Source organism: Mycobacterium sp. (assembly GCF_040509115.1).
GTDB lineage: Bacteria > Actinomycetota > Actinomycetes > Mycobacteriales > Mycobacteriaceae > Mycobacterium.
Genome location: NZ_JBEVLO010000433.1, coordinates 1 through 15,783, shown reverse-complemented (window position 1 = coordinate 15,783; position 15,783 = coordinate 1). Strand labels below are relative to the sequence as shown.

Annotated in this window: 18 protein-coding genes; 16 read left to right on the top strand and 2 right to left on the bottom strand. The window is 67.6% G+C overall.

The window, feature by feature from the left end; genetic code table 11:
• The first annotated feature begins 107 nt into the window (after window positions 1–107).
• The 8 genes from ABW137_RS29880 to trmD all read left to right on the top strand — a co-directional run bounded on the left by ABW137_RS29880 (window position 108) and on the right by trmD (window position 7,593).
• On the top strand, window positions 108–1,919 hold the full coding sequence (locus ABW137_RS29880) for an N-acetylglutaminylglutamine amidotransferase (RefSeq protein ID WP_526405525.1): 1,812 nt from the start codon (window positions 108–110) through the stop codon (window positions 1,917–1,919).
• Window positions 1,916–3,643 carry an N-acetylglutaminylglutamine synthetase gene (ngg, locus tag ABW137_RS29875; protein ID WP_526405519.1) on the top strand — a complete coding sequence of 576 codons (1,728 nt, stop codon included), beginning with the start codon at window positions 1,916–1,918 and terminating at the stop codon, window positions 3,641–3,643. Before ABW137_RS29880 ends, ngg begins: the two co-directional genes overlap by 4 nt.
• An 88-nt stretch (window positions 3,644–3,731) precedes the next feature.
• Window positions 3,732–4,949, top strand: a complete 1,218-nt coding sequence (locus tag ABW137_RS29870) for an osmoprotectant NAGGN system M42 family peptidase (RefSeq protein ID WP_526405523.1) — start codon at window positions 3,732–3,734, stop codon at window positions 4,947–4,949.
• A gap of 29 nt (window positions 4,950–4,978) precedes the next feature.
• Window positions 4,979–5,395 (top strand): nuclear transport factor 2 family protein, encoded by a 417-nt coding sequence (locus tag ABW137_RS29865; protein WP_526405517.1) that lies wholly within the window; start codon window positions 4,979–4,981, stop codon window positions 5,393–5,395.
• 219 nt (window positions 5,396–5,614) lie between these two features.
• Window positions 5,615–6,082: a 30S ribosomal protein S16 gene (gene rpsP, locus ABW137_RS29860; RefSeq protein WP_526405515.1), complete on the top strand. Its 468-nt coding sequence runs from the start codon at window positions 5,615–5,617 to the stop codon at window positions 6,080–6,082.
• Window positions 6,079–6,321, top strand: a complete 243-nt coding sequence (locus ABW137_RS29855) for an RNA-binding protein (protein ID WP_029114920.1) — start codon at window positions 6,079–6,081, stop codon at window positions 6,319–6,321. The genes rpsP and ABW137_RS29855 overlap by 4 nt, the downstream gene beginning before the upstream one ends.
• Before the next feature lie 46 nt (window positions 6,322–6,367).
• The gene (gene rimM, locus ABW137_RS29850) at window positions 6,368–6,898 is read left to right on the top strand and encodes a ribosome maturation factor RimM (protein ID WP_526405513.1); all 531 of its coding nucleotides are present in this window, start codon (window positions 6,368–6,370) and stop codon (window positions 6,896–6,898) included.
• Between the two features lie 11 nt (window positions 6,899–6,909).
• The gene (gene trmD / locus ABW137_RS29845; RefSeq protein WP_526405511.1) at window positions 6,910–7,593 is read left to right on the top strand and encodes a tRNA (guanosine(37)-N1)-methyltransferase TrmD; all 684 of its coding nucleotides are present in this window, start codon (window positions 6,910–6,912) and stop codon (window positions 7,591–7,593) included.
• A 1-nt stretch (window position 7,594) separates the two neighbouring features.
• On the opposite strand, the gene ABW137_RS29840 is transcribed toward trmD, so the two are convergent.
• A complete protein-coding gene (locus ABW137_RS29840; protein ID WP_526405509.1) occupies window positions 7,595–8,533 on the bottom strand; it encodes a serine hydrolase in 939 nt (312 codons plus the stop codon).
• A gap of 351 nt (window positions 8,534–8,884) precedes the next feature.
• On the opposite strand from ABW137_RS29840, the gene rplS reads away from it, so the two are divergent.
• The 4 genes from rplS (at window position 8,885) to ABW137_RS29820 (ending at window position 11,321) form a co-directional block, all read left to right on the top strand.
• Window positions 8,885–9,226, top strand: a complete 342-nt coding sequence (gene rplS / locus ABW137_RS29835; RefSeq protein WP_526405507.1) for a 50S ribosomal protein L19 — start codon at window positions 8,885–8,887, stop codon at window positions 9,224–9,226.
• A gap of 86 nt (window positions 9,227–9,312) precedes the next feature.
• A complete protein-coding gene (gene lepB / locus ABW137_RS29830) occupies window positions 9,313–10,209 on the top strand; it encodes a signal peptidase I (protein WP_526405505.1) in 897 nt (298 codons plus the stop codon).
• 12 nt (window positions 10,210–10,221) lie between these two features.
• Complete coding sequence (locus tag ABW137_RS29825; protein ID WP_526405503.1) at window positions 10,222–10,974, top strand: ribonuclease HII; 753 nt, start codon at window positions 10,222–10,224, stop codon at window positions 10,972–10,974.
• Window positions 10,975–11,015: 41 nt separating this feature from the next.
• Window positions 11,016–11,321 carry a DUF2469 domain-containing protein gene (locus ABW137_RS29820; protein WP_102142913.1) on the top strand — a complete coding sequence of 102 codons (306 nt, stop codon included), beginning with the start codon at window positions 11,016–11,018 and terminating at the stop codon, window positions 11,319–11,321.
• Window positions 11,322–11,382: 61 nt separating this feature from the next.
• Here the strand turns inward: ABW137_RS29820 and ABW137_RS29815 are convergent, their stop codons facing one another.
• Window positions 11,383–12,165 carry an IclR family transcriptional regulator gene (locus ABW137_RS29815; RefSeq protein WP_526405501.1) on the bottom strand — a complete coding sequence of 261 codons (783 nt, stop codon included), beginning with the start codon at window positions 12,163–12,165 and terminating at the stop codon, window positions 11,383–11,385.
• Between the two features lie 72 nt (window positions 12,166–12,237).
• Between ABW137_RS29815 and ABW137_RS29810 the strand changes: the two genes are divergently transcribed.
• From ABW137_RS29810 to ABW137_RS29795, 4 genes are all read left to right on the top strand, one after another.
• Window positions 12,238–13,053 carry an SDR family NAD(P)-dependent oxidoreductase gene (locus ABW137_RS29810; RefSeq protein ID WP_526405499.1) on the top strand — a complete coding sequence of 272 codons (816 nt, stop codon included), beginning with the start codon at window positions 12,238–12,240 and terminating at the stop codon, window positions 13,051–13,053.
• Between the two features lie 75 nt (window positions 13,054–13,128).
• Complete coding sequence (locus ABW137_RS29805; RefSeq protein WP_526405521.1) at window positions 13,129–13,869, top strand: HAD-IIA family hydrolase; 741 nt, start codon at window positions 13,129–13,131, stop codon at window positions 13,867–13,869.
• A 2-nt stretch (window positions 13,870–13,871) separates the two neighbouring features.
• Complete coding sequence (locus tag ABW137_RS29800; RefSeq protein ID WP_526405497.1) at window positions 13,872–15,077, top strand: CoA transferase; 1,206 nt, start codon at window positions 13,872–13,874, stop codon at window positions 15,075–15,077.
• On the top strand, window positions 15,074–15,783 hold a 710-nt coding region (locus ABW137_RS29795; RefSeq protein WP_526405496.1), incomplete at its 3' end, for an acyl-CoA thioesterase. The genes ABW137_RS29800 and ABW137_RS29795, both read left to right, overlap by 4 nt.

Sequence of the window (15,783 nt, the reverse complement as noted above, 5' to 3'; positions counted from 1 at the left end):
CGGCCGGGTAATCCGGCTACAAACCAACGCCGGGCCGACGCCGTCATGCGCGAACGCAACGTTCCGATGGCGGCCGCCCAACCAACCATTCGAGGGAGTCGATCACCATTTGTGGCATAGCCGGCGAAATAGCCCGAGGGCGTCCAGCAGATCTCAAGGCCATCGGCGCGATGACGGACTGCATGGTGCCGCGCGGACCCGACGGTGGCGGTGCCTGGGCTGACCATTCGGTGGCGCTCGGCCACCGCAGGTTGGCGATCATCGACCTGTCCAGCAGCGGCCACCAGCCCATGCACGACCCCGACCTCGGGCTCACGGTCGCGTTCAACGGTTGCATCTACAACTACCCCGAATTGCGTCAGCAATTGCTGGGCAAGGGTTATCGCTTCTTCTCCCACAGCGACACCGAGGTGATCCTCAAGGGCTACCGCGAATGGGGCGAGCGGGTCGTCGACCACCTCAAGGGGATGTTCGCCTTCGCCGTGGCCGAGCGCGACACCGGCCGCGTGGTCTTGGCCCGCGACCGGCTCGGCGTCAAACCGCTGTACTGGTGTGACGTCGAGGACGGCAACGGAACGGGCGCCATGCGGTTCGCCTCGTCGCTGCCCGCGTTGGTGGCGGCCGGCGGCGTGGACACCGACCTGGATCCCGTTGCGCTGAGCCACTATTTGAGCTTCCACTCGGTGGTGCCCGCCCCACACACCATCCTTCGCGGGGTGCGCAAGCTCGAGCCTGGCACGATCATGCGGATCGAACCCGACGGCACCAGGACCCAGGAGACCTACTGGGAGCCGCTGTTCGAGCGTTCCGCGGAGCGCGCCGGGTGGTCGGACTCCGAATGGGAGGAGGCCATTCTCGCGTCGCTACGCACGGCCGTCGAGCGTCGCCTGGTCGCCGACGTGCCCGTGGGCTGCCTGCTGTCGGGCGGGCTGGACTCCAGCCTGATCGTCGGGTTGTTGGCCGAAGCGGGCCAGCACGGCTTGAAGACCTTCTCGATCGGCTTCGAGGCCGCCGGTGGCGAGGAGGGCGACGAATTCAAGTACTCCGACGTGATCGCCCGCCACTACGGCACCGACCACCACCAGATCCGGATCGACACCGCCCGCATGCTGCCCGCGCTGTCCGACGCCATCGGCGCCATGAGCGAACCGATGATGAGCCACGACTGCGTCGCGTTCTATCTCCTGTCCGAAGAGGTCAGCAAGCACGTCAAGGTGGTGCAGTCCGGGCAGGGCGCCGACGAGATCTTCGCCGGCTACCACTGGTACCCGCCGATGGCCTACGCCGCCGACGACGATCCCGGCGCGGCGCTGGCGAGCTACCGCAAGGCATTCTTCGACCGCGACCACGAGTCGATCAACCGACTTCTGCAGCCGCAGTGGCGTCTCGACGCCGACGTGGCGGGGGACTACGTGCTCGAGCACTTCTCCCATCCTGGCGCCGCGACCGCCACCGATCGGGCGCTGCGTCTGGACACCACCGTGATGCTCGTCGACGACCCCGTCAAGCGCGTCGACAACATGACCATGGCCTGGGGCCTGGAGGGCCGGGTGCCGTTCCTCGACCACGAGCTCGTCGAGTTGGCCGCCACCTGCCCTCCAGGGCTCAAGACGGCCTACGACGGCAAGGGCGTTCTGAAGGAAGCCGCGCGCCGGGTCATTCCGCACGAAGTCATCGACCGGCCCAAGGGCTACTTCCCCGTGCCAGCGCTCAAGCACCTCGCGGGGCCGTATCTCGACCTCGTCAACGACGCGCTGCACAGCACGGCCGCGCGAGACCGCGGGCTGTTCGCCTCCGACGCGGTCGACGGCCTGCTTGCCGATCCCAACGGGAACCTGACGCCCCTGCGGGGAAATCCGTTGTGGCAGATCGGATTGTTGGAACTCTGGCTGGCCCGCCACGTCGATGGAGTGAAATGACCATGACATCGGATGCCGACACCAAACCGGCCGCCGTCGGCGTCGTGCAGGACCTCGGCTGGGGACGGTTGGTCTTCGGTCAGACCTTCGACGACGCAGAGGAATTCGGCAACGCGTTGCGAGCCGAGGCCAGCGGGCGCCGCGACATCGGCATGTACCTCGACGCCGAGCACGTCTTCGTCGCCCTGCACCCGCAAGAGTTCTTCATCGACCCGAGCTTCACCTACCGGATCGACCTGACCAAGCCGTTGGAGTTCGAGCCGTCACCGGTTCCGGGGCTGTCCGTGCGCGCCGTCACCACGATCGAGGACTGCGCGTCGATCAACCACATCTATCTGCAATGCCGAATGGTGCCCGCCGACGTCGACCTGATGTGGGACAACAGCCAGGCACAGCAACACATGATCTACCTCGTCGTCACCGATGATCAGACCGGCGCCGTGGTGGGCACCGTGACCGGCATCGACCACGCTCAACTCTTCGGCGACCCCGAGAACGGCTCCAGCCTGTGGTGCCTCGCGGTCGACCCGACGCTGTCGCGACCCGGCGTGGGCGGACTGCTGGTGCGGTCGCTGATCGAGGAGTTCGTCAAGCGGGGTCGCGCCCAGATGGATCTGTCGGTCCTGCACGACAATCAGGGCGCCATCGCGCTGTACGAACGGATGGGCTTCGTCCGCGTGCCGGTGCTCGGCATCAAGCGCAAGAACGCCATCAACGAGCGGCTCTTCGCCCCGGCGAAGGCGGAAGAGGAACTCTCACAACTCAATCCGTACGCGCGCATCATCGCCGACGAAGCCATCCTGCGCGGAATCGCGGTGAACGTGCTCGACGCCAAGGGCGGCTATCTCAAGTTGACGCACGGCGGCACCAGCGTGGTGACCCGTGAGTCGCTGTCCGAACTCACCAATGCCGTCGCGATGAGCCGGTGCGACGACAAGCGCGTCGCACGGCGAGTGGTCGCGGAGGCGGGCATCCGCGTTCCTAAGGGACGCACGGCGACCTTCGACGACGACGACCGCGCCTTCCTCGACGAGGTCGGCACCCTGGTGGTCAAGCCAGCCCGCGGCGAGCAGGGTGCGGGCATCACCGTGGGGGTGACCAAGGCCGACGACCTCGACCGCGCTATCCGGCTGGCTGCCGAGCACAGCCCCGACGTGCTGCTCGAAGAGCGTTGCGAGGGGGAGGATCTGCGCGTCGTCGTGATCAACGGCAAGGTCATCGCCGCCGCGCTCCGGCGCCCGCCCGAGGTCGTCGGCAGCGGTGACCACACCGTGCGTCACCTCGTCGAGGCGCAGAGCAGGCGGCGAGCGGCGGCCACCCACGGCGAATCGACGATCCCGGTCGACGACCTCACCGAGGACACCGTGCGCGAGGCGGGCTTCGAACTCGACGACGTCCTCCCGCTCAACGAGCGTCTCGTCGTACGTCGGACGGCCAACCTGCACACCGGCGGCACCATCCGCGACGTGACCGACGAACTCAACCCGCTGTTGGCGAAGGTCGCCGTCGACGCGGCCGACGCAATCGGTATCCCCGTCACCGGCATCGACCTCATCGTGCCGTCGGTGGAGGGCGACGAGTACGTGTTCATCGAGGCCAACGAGCGACCAGGTCTGGCCAATCACGAACCGCGTCCGACCGCACAGGCCTTCGTCGACTTCCTGTTCCCGCGCACCGCGGCCACCCCGTGGGCGTGGCAACCCGACCCCTTCGAGCAGCATTGAGCGCCACTAGGCTCGTGCCGACTCGACCACCCACCGAACCCCTTGGGAGGACCAACTCTTGACCGACCTGGCGACCGCAGCCACCCGGATGCCCGCAGACGACCGCAGCTGGATGGTCGACACGCTGCTCGCTCTGTTGCAGACGCCGAGTCCGTCCGGACGCACGGATGCGGTGATGCAGCTGATCGGCGGCATCTTCGACGGATTGGGGGTGCCGTTCACGTTGACCCGTCGCGGCGCACTGACCGCCGAGCTGCCCGGCAAGTCCAAGACGATCGACAGGGCCATCGTCGTTCACGCCGACACCATCGGGTGCATGGTGCGTGAGCTCAAGGACAACGGTCGCCTCGAGCTGATCCCCGTCGGCACCTTCTCGGCGCGGTTCGCCGCCGGGGCTCGGGTGCGCATCTTCACTGACGACAGCGACGACTTCATCACCGGAACGGTCATGCCGCTCAAGGCATCTGGGCATGCCTTCGGCGACGAGATCGACACGCAGCCCACCGATTGGGAGCACGTCGAGGTCCGCGTCGACCGCAACGTCTCGACCCGCGACGACCTCGTCGCACTCGGGCTGAACGTGGGCGACTTCGTGGCGTTCATCACCAGCCCGGAGCTTACCGAGGACGGCTTCATCGTCTCCCGCCACCTCGACGGCAAGGCGGGCGTCGCCGTGGCGCTCGCGCTCGCGAAGAACGTCATGGAGAACAGGGTGGTGCTGCCGCACCGCACGACGATCATGGTGACCATCACCGAAGAAGTCGGCCACGGGGCCAGCAGCGGGCTGCCGCCCGACGTCGCCGAGCTGGTCTCCGTCGACAACGCCGTCTGCGCGCCGGGTCAGCATTCGATCGAGCACGGCGTGACCATTCCGATGGCCGATCTGCACGGTCCGTTCGACTATCACCTGACTCGCAACCTGTGCCGCCTGGCCACGGAACGCGGCATCGACCACGTTCGCGACATCTTTCGCTTCTACCGCTCCGATGCCGCAGCGGCGATCGAAGCGGGCGCCAACACCCGCGCGGCGCTCGTCGCGTTCGGACTCGACGGCAGCCATGGCTGGGAGCGCAGCCACCTCGATTCGCTCGAGGCGTGCTACCTGCTGCTGGACAGTTGGTTGAGCACTCCGCTGACGTTCGCGACGTGGGACGCCAAGCCGTCGGGCAAGCTCCGCGACTTCCCGTCGTCCAAGCAGCCCGCACCCAGTGAGCAGTGGGTGCCGTTGTCTCGTGGCGATCACACCGAACCGGGTGACGTGTCGCCGGGGGAGCACTGGCCGCCGTCGGAGGGGCCGCAGGCCTGAGGCCTGGGGGCGGGTAGTTGAATCGGGCCATGCTGAGCCTGGAAGAGATCTCCGACCGCCTCGAAATACAGCAGCTGCTCGTCGACTACTCCACGGCCATCGACACCCGCCGGTTCGACGACCTCGACCTGGTCTTCACCCCGGATGCCTACATCGACTATCGCGCGATGGGCGGCATCGACGGCACGTTCGGCGACGTGAAGAAGTGGCTGTCGGAGGTGCTGCCGAACTTTCCGGCCTACTCGCACCTGATCGGCAACTTCGACGTCAAGGTCACCGGCGACACCGCCTCGTCCCGGATCATCTGCTTCAATCCGATGAAGCTGAACGACGACGGCCAGATCCTGTTCTGCGGGCTCTGGTACGACGACGAGTTCATCCGTACCGACGAGGGCTGGCGGATGACCCGTCGCGTCGAGACCAAGTGCTTCGACAAGATGGTCTGACCGATACGGTCCGCGGGCCGCAGGGGCACGCGATTTCCGCCGATGGGCCGTGTTCTGGCACAATTGGCGGCTGTCTGACGGGCGACCCCGGTTCGAGGCGAGATCCTTCTCCTTCGATGCGCCGCCCATCGGTCACACACGCAAGGCAAAACCGGACCGGGCAACCCGCCCGAGTCGCTGAATTGCAAACGTGGCAATCACAGGAGAAGTCGTTCGAACATGGCTGTCAAGATCAAGCTCGCCCGCTTCGGCAAGATTCGCAATCCCCAGTACCGCATCGCCGTCGCCGACGCGCGCAACCGCCGTGATGGCCGCTCCATCGAGGTCATCGGCAAGTACCACCCGAAGGAAGATCCGAGCCTCATCGAGATCGACTCGGAGCGTGCGCAGTACTGGCTCGGCGTCGGCGCTCAGCCCACCGAGCCCGTTCTCGCGTTGCTGAAGATCACCGGTGACTGGCAGAAGTTCAAGGGCCTGCCCGGTGCCGAGGGCACGCTGAAGGTGAGGGAGCCCAAGGTCTCCAAGCTGGACCTGTTCAACGCCGCGCTGGCCGCCGCCGACGACGCCCCCACCGGCGACGCGACGACCGCCAAGAAGAAGAAGGCGCCCGCCAAGAAGGCCGACGAGGCCGAAACCACCGAGGCACCTGCCGAGGCGCCAACCGCTGACGCCGCCGCTTCCGAATGAGCACTGTCGTCGTCGACGCCGTCGAGCACCTGGTACGGGGGATCGTCGACAATCCTGACGACGTCCGCGTGGACATGGTGACCAACCGCCGCGGTCGTACCGTCGAGGTGCACGTGCACCCCGACGACCTCGGCAAGGTCATCGGTCGGGGCGGTCGGACCGCGACGGCGCTGCGCACCCTGGTCGCAGGCATCGGTGGCCGGGGCATCCGCGTCGACGTGGTCGACACCGACCAGTAGAGGTTCGGTCGCGGGAGCGCAGCGACCCGGAAATCGGAGCAGCGAAATGGACCTCGTCGTCGGGCGCATCGTGAAGGCCCACGGCGTCAGCGGGGAGATCGTCGTCGACGTGCGCACCGACGACCCGTACGACCGCTTCGCCCCCGGCACGGCTCTGCGCGCCAGAGCGCGGGACAAGACCGAGCGGACCGTCACGGTCGAATCGATGCGCGAGCACGGTGGCCGCCTGCTGGTCCGTCTCGATGGCGTCAACAGCCGTGACGCGGCAGATGCGTTGCGCGGCAATCTGTTCATCGTCGACACGGCCGACCTGCCGCCCATCGAGGACCCCGACGAGTTCTACGACCACCAGTTGGAGGGGCTGCGCGTGCGCACCCTTGCCGGTCGGGACGTCGGTGTGGTCGCCGAGGTGCTCCACACCGCGGCCGGCGAGATCCTGTCCATCCACCCGCCCGATGGGGAGGGCCCGGAAGTCCTGGTGCCGTTCGTGAGTGCCATGGTGACCGCGGTGTCACTGGAGGACGGTCTCGTCGAGATCGATCCGCCCGAGGGCCTGCTGGACCTGGACTCGATCTAGGGTGCGCGGCCGTGCGTATTGACGTCGTCACCATCTTCCCGGAATACCTCGACCCGCTGCGACAGTCGTTGCCGGGCAAGGCGTTCGACTCGGGGATCGCATCACTCGTCGTGCACGATCTGCGGCGCTGGACCCACGACGTGCACCACTCGGTCGATGACTCGCCGTATGGCGGTGGACCGGGCATGGTGATGAAGGCGCCGGTGTGGGGCGAGGCGCTCGACGAAGTCTGCTCGGAGGAAACGCTTCTCGTCGTACCCACCCCGGCAGGAGTGCCGTTCACGCAGTCGGTCGCGCAGCGGTGGAGCCAGGAAGCGCACCTGGTGTTCGCCTGCGGCCGCTACGAGGGCATCGATCAACGGGTGGCCGATGACGCCGCGCGTCGGATGCGGGTCGAGGAGGTGTCGATCGGCGACTACGTGCTTGCCGGTGGGGAGTCCGCCACGCTGGTGATGATCGAGGCCGTCATGCGGTTACTGCCAGACGTCCTCGGCAATCCCGCATCGCATCGGGAGGACTCGCACTCGGTGCACGAGGGCGGTCTGCTGGAGGGGCCCAGCTATACCCGGCCCGCCAGCTGGCGCGGGCTCGACGTCCCCCCGGTGCTGCTGTCCGGCGACCACGCCAAGGTCGCGGCCTGGCGGCGGGAGCAGTCGCTGGAACGCACCCGGGCGCGCAGGCCCGACCTGCTCTGAGCTAGATCCGTCCGCCGGGGAACATGGTCTTGACCGCCTGCGTGATGGTGGCCCGCGCAGTGTCGGCGTTCGTGGGTTGCATCGAGCTGATGGCCATGACGTAGCGACGGCTGGGCCCGATGACTCCCGTGGAGACATGCAGCCAGTCCGAGCTGATGCAGCACATCCAACCCTGTTTCACCGCAACGGGTTCGGCGTAGAGACCCTCCGGGATCCCGAACCTCTGCGGGTACACCCCGCCAGGCACCATCCCGTCGGGCGCGGTCGGCGTCGACGCCGCCAGGTTGGACAGGATCAGGCTGGCCTGCTCGGGGGGCAACCCGCCGGTGCCTGCCAACATCATGTCGTAGTACCGCACCAGGTCGGTCACCGAGCTGATGGTGTTGAACCAGCGCCCGTTGCCAGGCGCTCGGGTGGAGGACAGTCCGTAGCGAGCGACGACCCGGTTGATGATGGCGCTGCCACCGCTGCGGTTCCAGAAGGTCTCCGCGGCGCTGTCGTCAGACGACCTCAGCATCCGATCGAACGCCGCACGATCGTCGGGGGACAGCGTCGTTTGCCCCTTGGACACCTGCAGCAGCAGGTCATCGGCGATGAACAGCTTGACCACCGAGGCGATGGCGACGGTGCCGCCTCCGTTCGTCACCAGCTGGCCGGTGTTGCGGTCCAGCACCGCGACGGTGATGTCGGCACCCACCTTGGCGGCGTCGGCCGTGGCTTGCCGCTCACGCTCGGCCAGCCCGTCGAAGGCGGCGGCAGGAGGGTCGGGCGGGTCTTCGGGCAGCGGTGCCATGCTGCCCAGCGGCGCGACCACGGTGAGAGGGGCGGAGGACGGCTCCGGCGGCGTGCCGTAGACCTTGGCCTCGCAACCAGCGGCGACCGTCATGGCGGTGACCGCAACAACGGTGACCATCAGCAGCTTCCGCGGCCGCCGGTGCATGGTCCTCCCTCGGCGAGTGAGACGAATGAGACGGTGCCCGCAGTCGGCGTCGACGCGTTCGGGCGTGCCGTCCCTGAGCTAGCCTAACTGCTGAGAAGCGTTGCTGCCCCGCAGGGCGGCCCCGGTTTCCGGCGATGGCGGGCGAGCCCTGCGGCGGCGATTTCGTCGCGACGGTGCTCATCTGGCACAATTGAGCAGTTGTCTGCGCACGGCGGGAGACATCCGTCCCAACTGCCGCGAGATGCACCCGAAGACCTCGGCTAGGCCACGCGTCGCCCGCGACGTTGCCCGACGCCGCGAAGTACGAAGAATGCCTAGATCTACCCGATTAGCAATGAGGAAGTGTCACCGATGAACACCCTGGACTTCGTCGACCAGACGTCGCTGCGCGACGACATCCCGGCCTTCGGCCCTGGCGACACGGTGAACGTGCACGTGAAGGTCATCGAGGGTTCCAAGGAGCGCGTCCAGGTGTTCAAGGGCGTCGTGCTTCGCAGGCAGGGCGGTGGCGTCCGCGAGACCTTCACCGTCCGCAAGGAGAGCTACGGCGTCGGCGTCGAGCGCACGTTCCCCGTGCACTCCCCGAACATCGACCACATCGACGTCGCGACGCGCGGTGACGTGCGCCGCGCCAAGCTGTACTACCTGCGCGAGCTTCGTGGCAAGAAGGCGAAGATCAAGGAAAAGCGCTGATCGGCGCATACGCCGCACCCGAAGGGGTGTGACGGTTGCACCCCGAGCAGGGCGCCGGCAAGCACCGCGGTGACTACTCTGATGGCGTGACTGGACCCGCCGACGCCAAAGCGGACGACGCGACACCGAACGACGCGAAACCGAACGATGGCACGGCGCAGCACGTCGAACAGGCGGAGCAGCCGTCCGACGACGCGAGGCTTCGGTCCGACGCCGACGATCGCGGCGATGACGAGGAGCCACCGAAGAAGCGCGGCGCGGTGCGCGAAGCCGCAATCCTGTTGAGCATCGCGCTGGTTCTCTACTACGTGATGCTCACGTTCGTGGCCCGCCCGTACCTCATCCCGTCGGAGTCGATGGAGCCCACGCTGCACGGCTGCGCGGGATGCACCGGCGACCGGATCATGGTCGACAAGGTTTCCTACCGCTTCACGTCGCCGGAACCGGGCGACGTCGTCGTGTTCAAGGGCCCGCCCGCGTGGAACGTCGGCTACAAGTCGATCCGCTCGGACAACCCACCCGTCCGGTGGATCCAGAACGCGCTCTCGTTCGTGGGTTTCGTGCCGCCCGACGAGAACGACCTCGTCAAACGCATCATCGCCGTCGGCGGCCAGACCGTGGAGTGCCGCGCCAACACCGGTCTTACGGTCGACGGCAAACCCCTCCACGAGCCATACCTCGACTTGGCGACCATGGGTGTCGACGACCTCAACGTCTACAAGTGTCTCGGTCCCGAGTTCGGTCCGGTGACGGTGCCCCCCGACCGGCTGTGGGTGATGGGGGACAACCGCACGCACTCCGCCGATTCGCGCGTGCACTGCACCAACCGGCCGGAGGACGTCGTCAACGGGCTGTACTGCACGGGTGACCCGATGGCGGGCACCGTCCCCGTCGAGAACGTCATCGGCAAGGCCAGATTCATCGCGTGGCCGCCGGGGCGGTGGGGCGGCGTCTCGGCAATCAACCCGCAGACCTCCCAGTAGGAGGTTTGGGACTTGCCGGCGACCTGGCCGCCTCGCACCGTCATCAGAAAGTCTGCAGGTTTGCGGACGATCGAGTCGGCGCTGTATCGCGGCGGGCTGGGCCCGGTAGCCGGGGTCGACGAAGTGGGCCGCGGCGCGTGCGCGGGTCCGCTGGTCGTCGCGGCGTGCGTGCTGGGACCCAATCGGCTGGAGAGCCTTGCGGCCCTTGACGATTCCAAGAAGCTCAACGAACGGGAACGCGAGCGGCTGTTTCCCCTGATCCGGCGGTACGCGGTCGCCTATCACGTGGTCTACATTCCCTCGACCGAAGTCGATCGGCGCGGCGTGCACGTGGCCAACATCGAGGGCATGCGCCGCGCGGTGGCCGGGCTGCCGGTGAAACCCGGTTACGTGCTGTCCGACGGCTTCCGGGTGCCTGGTCTGGCGGTGCCGTCGCTGCCGGTCATCGGTGGCGACGCCGCGGCGGCCTGTATCGCGGCGGCGAGTGTGCTGGCCAAGGTGAGTCGCGACCGCTTGATGATCGAGATGGAGAAGACACATCCTGGGTACGGATTCGCGCTGCACAAGGGCTACAGCACGCCAACGCACACCGCGGCGCTGGCCGAGCGCGGACCGTGTAGCGAGCACCGATATTCGTTCATCAACGTGCGCAGGGTGGCAGGCCGGACGGTCGCCGACATCCGCTCCGTCGTGGTGGCCGAGCAGGCCATCGCGACGAATGAGGCCCCGGATGGGGAGGCCGAGCAGCGTGCCGAACTGGCCTGAGGGAAGATGTACCGAATGCCGACCGGAGGTCCACTGAACCGATGAGTGCCGAAGATCTCGAGAAGTACGAGACCGAGATGGAGCTCTCGCTGTACCGCGAATACAAGGACATCGTGGGGCAGTTCAGTTACGTCGTGGAGACGGAGCGACGCTTCTACCTCGCAAACAGCGTCGAGTTGGTGCCGCGCAACTCCGACGGCGAGGTGTACTTCGAGCTCCGACTGGCCGATGCGTGGGTGTGGGACATGTACCGCCCGGCGCGCTTCGTGAAACAGGTCCGGGTGATCACGTTCAAGGACGTCAACATCGAAGAGGTCGAGAAGCCGGAGCTTCGGCTGCCCGACTGACGTCACCCGAGTGATCAGCTCGGAATCCGAATGCCAAGCCGGGCAGGCCGTTTCATTGAACTCAGTGCGGCTGGCGACCGCCGATGGTGCGGGTGATCTGCTCGGCGTAGCCGACCAGCAGGTCTACCCATTCCTCGCAGCGCTCCCGTGGCATGCGCAGCGTGGGACCACTGATGGTGACCGCGCCGAGAACGTCGCCCGCCGCGTCGAACACCGGTGCGGACAGGCCGGAGGCCGAGTCCTCGCGCTCGCCAGCGGTGATCGCATACCCGTCGGCCCTGGTCTGGGCGATCACTTGGCGCTGTTCGCCAGGACTGGTCACGGTTTCGTCGGTGAGCGATTCCAGCGGGCCTGCCAAGATGTGTTCGGCCAGTTCGGGATTCCATGCCAGCAGCACGTGTGACGCGGAGCCGGCGTGCAGGGGAATGACGTGCCCAACGTACATCTCGCGTCTGAGGGCGTGACGGGTCTCGGCGATGGCCACACAGACGCGGAAGTCCTGCTCCACCTTGAAGAAACACGCCGTCTCGCCGGTCTTGTCGCGGATCTCCTTGAGCACGGGATTCACCACCGACAACACGTCGAGGTCCTTGGTGGCCGTGGCGGCCCAGTACGCGACGCGCACGCCGATGCGGATCTGGTCGCCGGACCTGTCCAGCAGGCCCTGGGCGGCCATGTTGCTGACCAGGCGCTGCACGGTCGACGTCGGAAGTCCCGTCGCCTGCTGGATCTCCCCGAGCGTCATCGCCGGACGGTCCAGTGTGAACGCGTCGAGGATCTCGGTGATCTTCCCGAGCACCAGCAGCGGCTGCTGCCGCGACGATGCCGACTCACCCATGGTCATGGCCTGAATCTACCGGTCGCCTCCTGCCCAGGGCAGTGGACTGCTCGCGGGCCGGAGACGTAGCGTCGGGACGTGGCCGACGAACGAACGACCCCGCCCGTCGCGGTGGTCACGGGTGCCAGCCGCGGTGCGGGACGAGGCATCGCCGCCGCATTGCGGACCGCGGGCTGGCACGTCTACCTGACCGGGCGCACGGTCACCGACCCAGGGGACGGCGGGAGTCCGGTTCAGGTCGACCACCGAGACGACGCGCAGGTGGCGGCGGTGTTCGACCGCGTTGCCGCCGAGCACGGCGCACTGAACCTGCTCGTCAACAACGCCGCGGCGATCCACGACGAACTGACCAGCCCAAAGCCGTTCTGGGACAAGCCACTCGAGTTGGCCGACGTCCTCGACGTGGGCCTGCGGTCGGCGTACGTCGCGTCGTGGCACGCGGCGCCGCTGATGGTGGCGACCGGTCGTGGCCTGATCGCGTTCACGTCGTCACCCGGATCGGTGTGCTACATGCACGGCCCTGCCTATGGCGCGCAGAAGGCCGGGGTCGACAAGCTGGCCGCCGACATGGCCGTCGACTTCGCGGGCACCGGGGTGGCGACCGCGTCGATCTGGATGGGAATCCTGTTGACGGAGAAGTTCACCGCCGCGTTCGACGGCCACCCAGGGGCGCTGGCGAAGACCGCACGGCATGCGGAGACCCCCGAGTTCACCGGGCACCTGATCGACGCGCTGTACCGCGACCCCGGACTGGCCGACCTCAGCGGCCACACGCTGATCGGCGCTGAGTTGGGCATCCGCTACGGAATCACCGATGCGGACGGACGTCAGCCGCCGTCGCACCGGGACGCACTCGGTGCTCCGCGTACCCCGCACCCGGCAGTGGTGCGCTGACGCGCCTTGAGGGGCCGCGTGGCGAGGGTGGACACTGAACCCGTGCGATCCTCACCGCAAAGTTGGCTCACCGACATGGACGGCGTCCTCGTCCACGAAGAACGTGCACTACCCGGCGCAGCGGAATTCCTGCAGCGGCTCGTCGAGAAGGAACGCCCGTTCCTGGTACTGACCAACAATTCGATCTTCACCCCACGCGACCTGGCAGCGCGGCTGCACCGCTCGGGGCTGGACGTGCCCGAGGCGTCGATCTGGACCTCGGCACTGGCCACCGCGGCATTCCTGCACGACCAGCTGCCCGGTGGCTCGGCCTACGTCATCGGCGAAGCCGGTCTGACGACGGCGTTGCACGAGGTCGGCTACACGCTCACTGACACCGGGCCCGACTTCGTCGTGCTCGGGGAGACCCGGACGTACTCGTTCGAGGCCATCACGAAGGCGATCCGCCTCATCGGTGCCGGTGCCCGGTTCATCGCCACCAACCCCGACGTCACCGGGCCGTCGGCGGAGGGCCCGACACCGGCCACCGGGTCGGTCGCGGCGCTCATCACCAAGGCCACGGGCCGAGAGCCCTACTTCGTCGGCAAGCCGAACCCGATGATGTTCCGCAGCGCGCTCAACCGGATCGAGGCGCATTCGGAGAACACGTTCATGGTCGGCGACCGGATGGACACCGACGTCGTCGCGGGCATCGAGGCCGGCCTGGAGACGATCCTGGTGCTGACCGGGTCGACCACCGTCGCCGACATCGAGAAGTACCCGTTCCGACCCAGCCGGGTGCTGGACTCCATCGCGGACGCCATCGAGCTCATCTGACCGTGACCGACGGAACAGACGCCACCCGGCCGCTGTCCGGGGTGCGGATCATCGAGATCTCCAGCTTCGTCGCGGTGCCGCTGGCGGGGATGACGCTGGCCCAGCTGGGCGCCGAGGTGATCCGCGTCGATCCCGTCGGCGGAGCGGCGGACTACCACCGCTGGCCGCTGACGTCCGACGGCGACAGCATCTACTGGGCAGGGCTCAACAAGGGCAAGCTGTCCGCGGCGATCGACGCGCGTTCCCCCGATGGCCAGGACTTGATCACCCGGCTCATCGCCGACGCCGGTGTGTTGATCACCAATGCAGCTGGGCGCCAATGGCATTCGTACGACACGTTGGTGAAGCTGCGCCCCGACCTGATTCACGTCGAGGTCCCCGGACGTGCCGACGGTGGCACCGGCGTGGACTACACGGTGAACGCCGGCGTCGGCTTTCCCTTGGTCACCGGACCCGAGGAACTGGCTGGCCCCGTCAACCACGTCCTTCCCGCCTGGGACGTGGCGTGCGCCCTCTACGTCGCGCTGGCCGTCACCGCAGCACTGCGGTACCGCGACGCGACCGGCCGAGGCGAGCGCATCGTCATCCCACTGGAGAACGTCGCGCTCGCCACGGCAGGCAACCTCAGCTTCCTCACCGAGGTCATGATCAACGGCACCGAGCGCGCACGGCTTGGGAACTCGATCTACGGCCAGTACGGTCAAACCTTCACCAGCAGCGACGGTGCCGCGTTCATGATCGTCGCGCTGACCGGCAGGCACTTCCGTGACCTGACCGAGCTCACCGGTACCGCCAACGCCGTTGCCGCACTGGGTCAGAACCTCGGGGTCGACTTCACCGACGAAGGGCAGAGGTATGAGCATCGCGATGCTCTCACCGGCCTGTTCACGGTCTGGTTCGCCGGCCGCACCGCCGCCGAGGTCGCCACGGCGCTGTCGGCCACGTCGATCCTGTGGGAGCGGTACCGGACTTTCGCCGACGCCGTCGCGGACCCCAAGGTCACCGCCAACCCGCTGTTCACCACCCTGACCCAGCCGCGGATCGGCGAGTATCTGGCGCCGGGACTTCCCATGGAGATCAACGGCTTTCACCCTCCCGCCGCGGCCGCTCCGGCGCTCGGTGACCACACCGCGGACGTGTTGCGGGACAGGCTCGGGTTGTCCTCGGTCGAGGTGGAACGGCTGATCGCGGCGGGCACGGTCGCGTGAGCGCGCTGCTGCGCCTACTCGACGTTCGGCAGGGCGATTCGGGAGACTCCTGGGTCGGGCCCGCCAGCGGTCCGGAGGGCAAGCGGGCATTCGGCGGTCAGTTCATGGCCCAGAGCCTGGCCGCTGCCAGTCGGACCGTGGAGCACACCAAGCTGCCCACCAACATGCATCTGCAGTTCCTGCGGGGCGGGGAGGCCGGCGAGACCGTCGACTACGGGGTGCAAAGGGTGTTCGACGGACGGACCGCCGCGGCCCGACGGGTCGAGGCCCGGCAGGGCGGGCGCCTGCTGACGACCGCCAGCGTCTCCTTCGCCGCACCCCTTGCGGGCCCGGAACACGGCCGGTACCCGACCAATCCGCCGGACCCCGAGACCCTTGAACAGACCGGTCCGGCCGGTCCGGCCCCCTCGATGCCGTTGGACGAGATCGACATTCGCATCGACGACGACCGGTCCAACGGCGAGTTCGTCCGACGCCTCTGGTGGCGAGTCACCGTGGTGGTGCCCGACGATCCGTTGCTGCACACGGTGATCGCGGCGTACGTCGCGGACGTGTACATGATCGACCCCGCCCTGCAGGTGCACGGTCATTCGATGAAGGCGCGGACCCATCGCAGCGGGACGACCGATTCGTCGATCTGGTTTCACCGTGCCGTTCGGGCCGACCAGTGGAACCTGCTGGAGACGCGCTCACCCGCCGCCGCGCG

What these genes read in the sequence shown, in the direction of transcription:
- ABW137_RS29805 (WP_526405521.1), top strand. Translation starts at nt 13,129, where the DNA reads ATGGACGGCGTCCTCGTCCACGAAGAACGTGCACTACCCGGCGCAGCG.
- rimM (WP_526405513.1), top strand. Translation starts at nt 6,368, where the DNA reads ATGGACCTCGTCGTCGGGCGCATCGTGAAGGCCCACGGCGTCAGCGGG.
- ngg (WP_526405519.1), top strand. Translation starts at nt 1,916, where the DNA reads ATGACCATGACATCGGATGCCGACACCAAACCGGCCGCCGTCGGCGTC.
- ABW137_RS29870 (WP_526405523.1), top strand. Translation starts at nt 3,732, where the DNA reads ATGCCCGCAGACGACCGCAGCTGGATGGTCGACACGCTGCTCGCTCTG.
- rplS (WP_526405507.1), top strand. Translation starts at nt 8,885, where the DNA reads ATGAACACCCTGGACTTCGTCGACCAGACGTCGCTGCGCGACGACATC.
- ABW137_RS29865 (WP_526405517.1), top strand. Translation starts at nt 4,979, where the DNA reads ATGCTGAGCCTGGAAGAGATCTCCGACCGCCTCGAAATACAGCAGCTG.
- ABW137_RS29855 (WP_029114920.1), top strand. Translation starts at nt 6,079, where the DNA reads ATGAGCACTGTCGTCGTCGACGCCGTCGAGCACCTGGTACGGGGGATC.
- ABW137_RS29815 (WP_526405501.1), bottom strand. Translation starts at nt 12,165, where the DNA reads ATGACCATGGGTGAGTCGGCATCGTCGCGGCAGCAGCCGCTGCTGGTG.
- rpsP (WP_526405515.1), top strand. Translation starts at nt 5,615, where the DNA reads ATGGCTGTCAAGATCAAGCTCGCCCGCTTCGGCAAGATTCGCAATCCC.
- ABW137_RS29820 (WP_102142913.1), top strand. Translation starts at nt 11,016, where the DNA reads ATGAGTGCCGAAGATCTCGAGAAGTACGAGACCGAGATGGAGCTCTCG.
- ABW137_RS29840 (WP_526405509.1), bottom strand. Translation starts at nt 8,533, where the DNA reads ATGCACCGGCGGCCGCGGAAGCTGCTGATGGTCACCGTTGTTGCGGTC.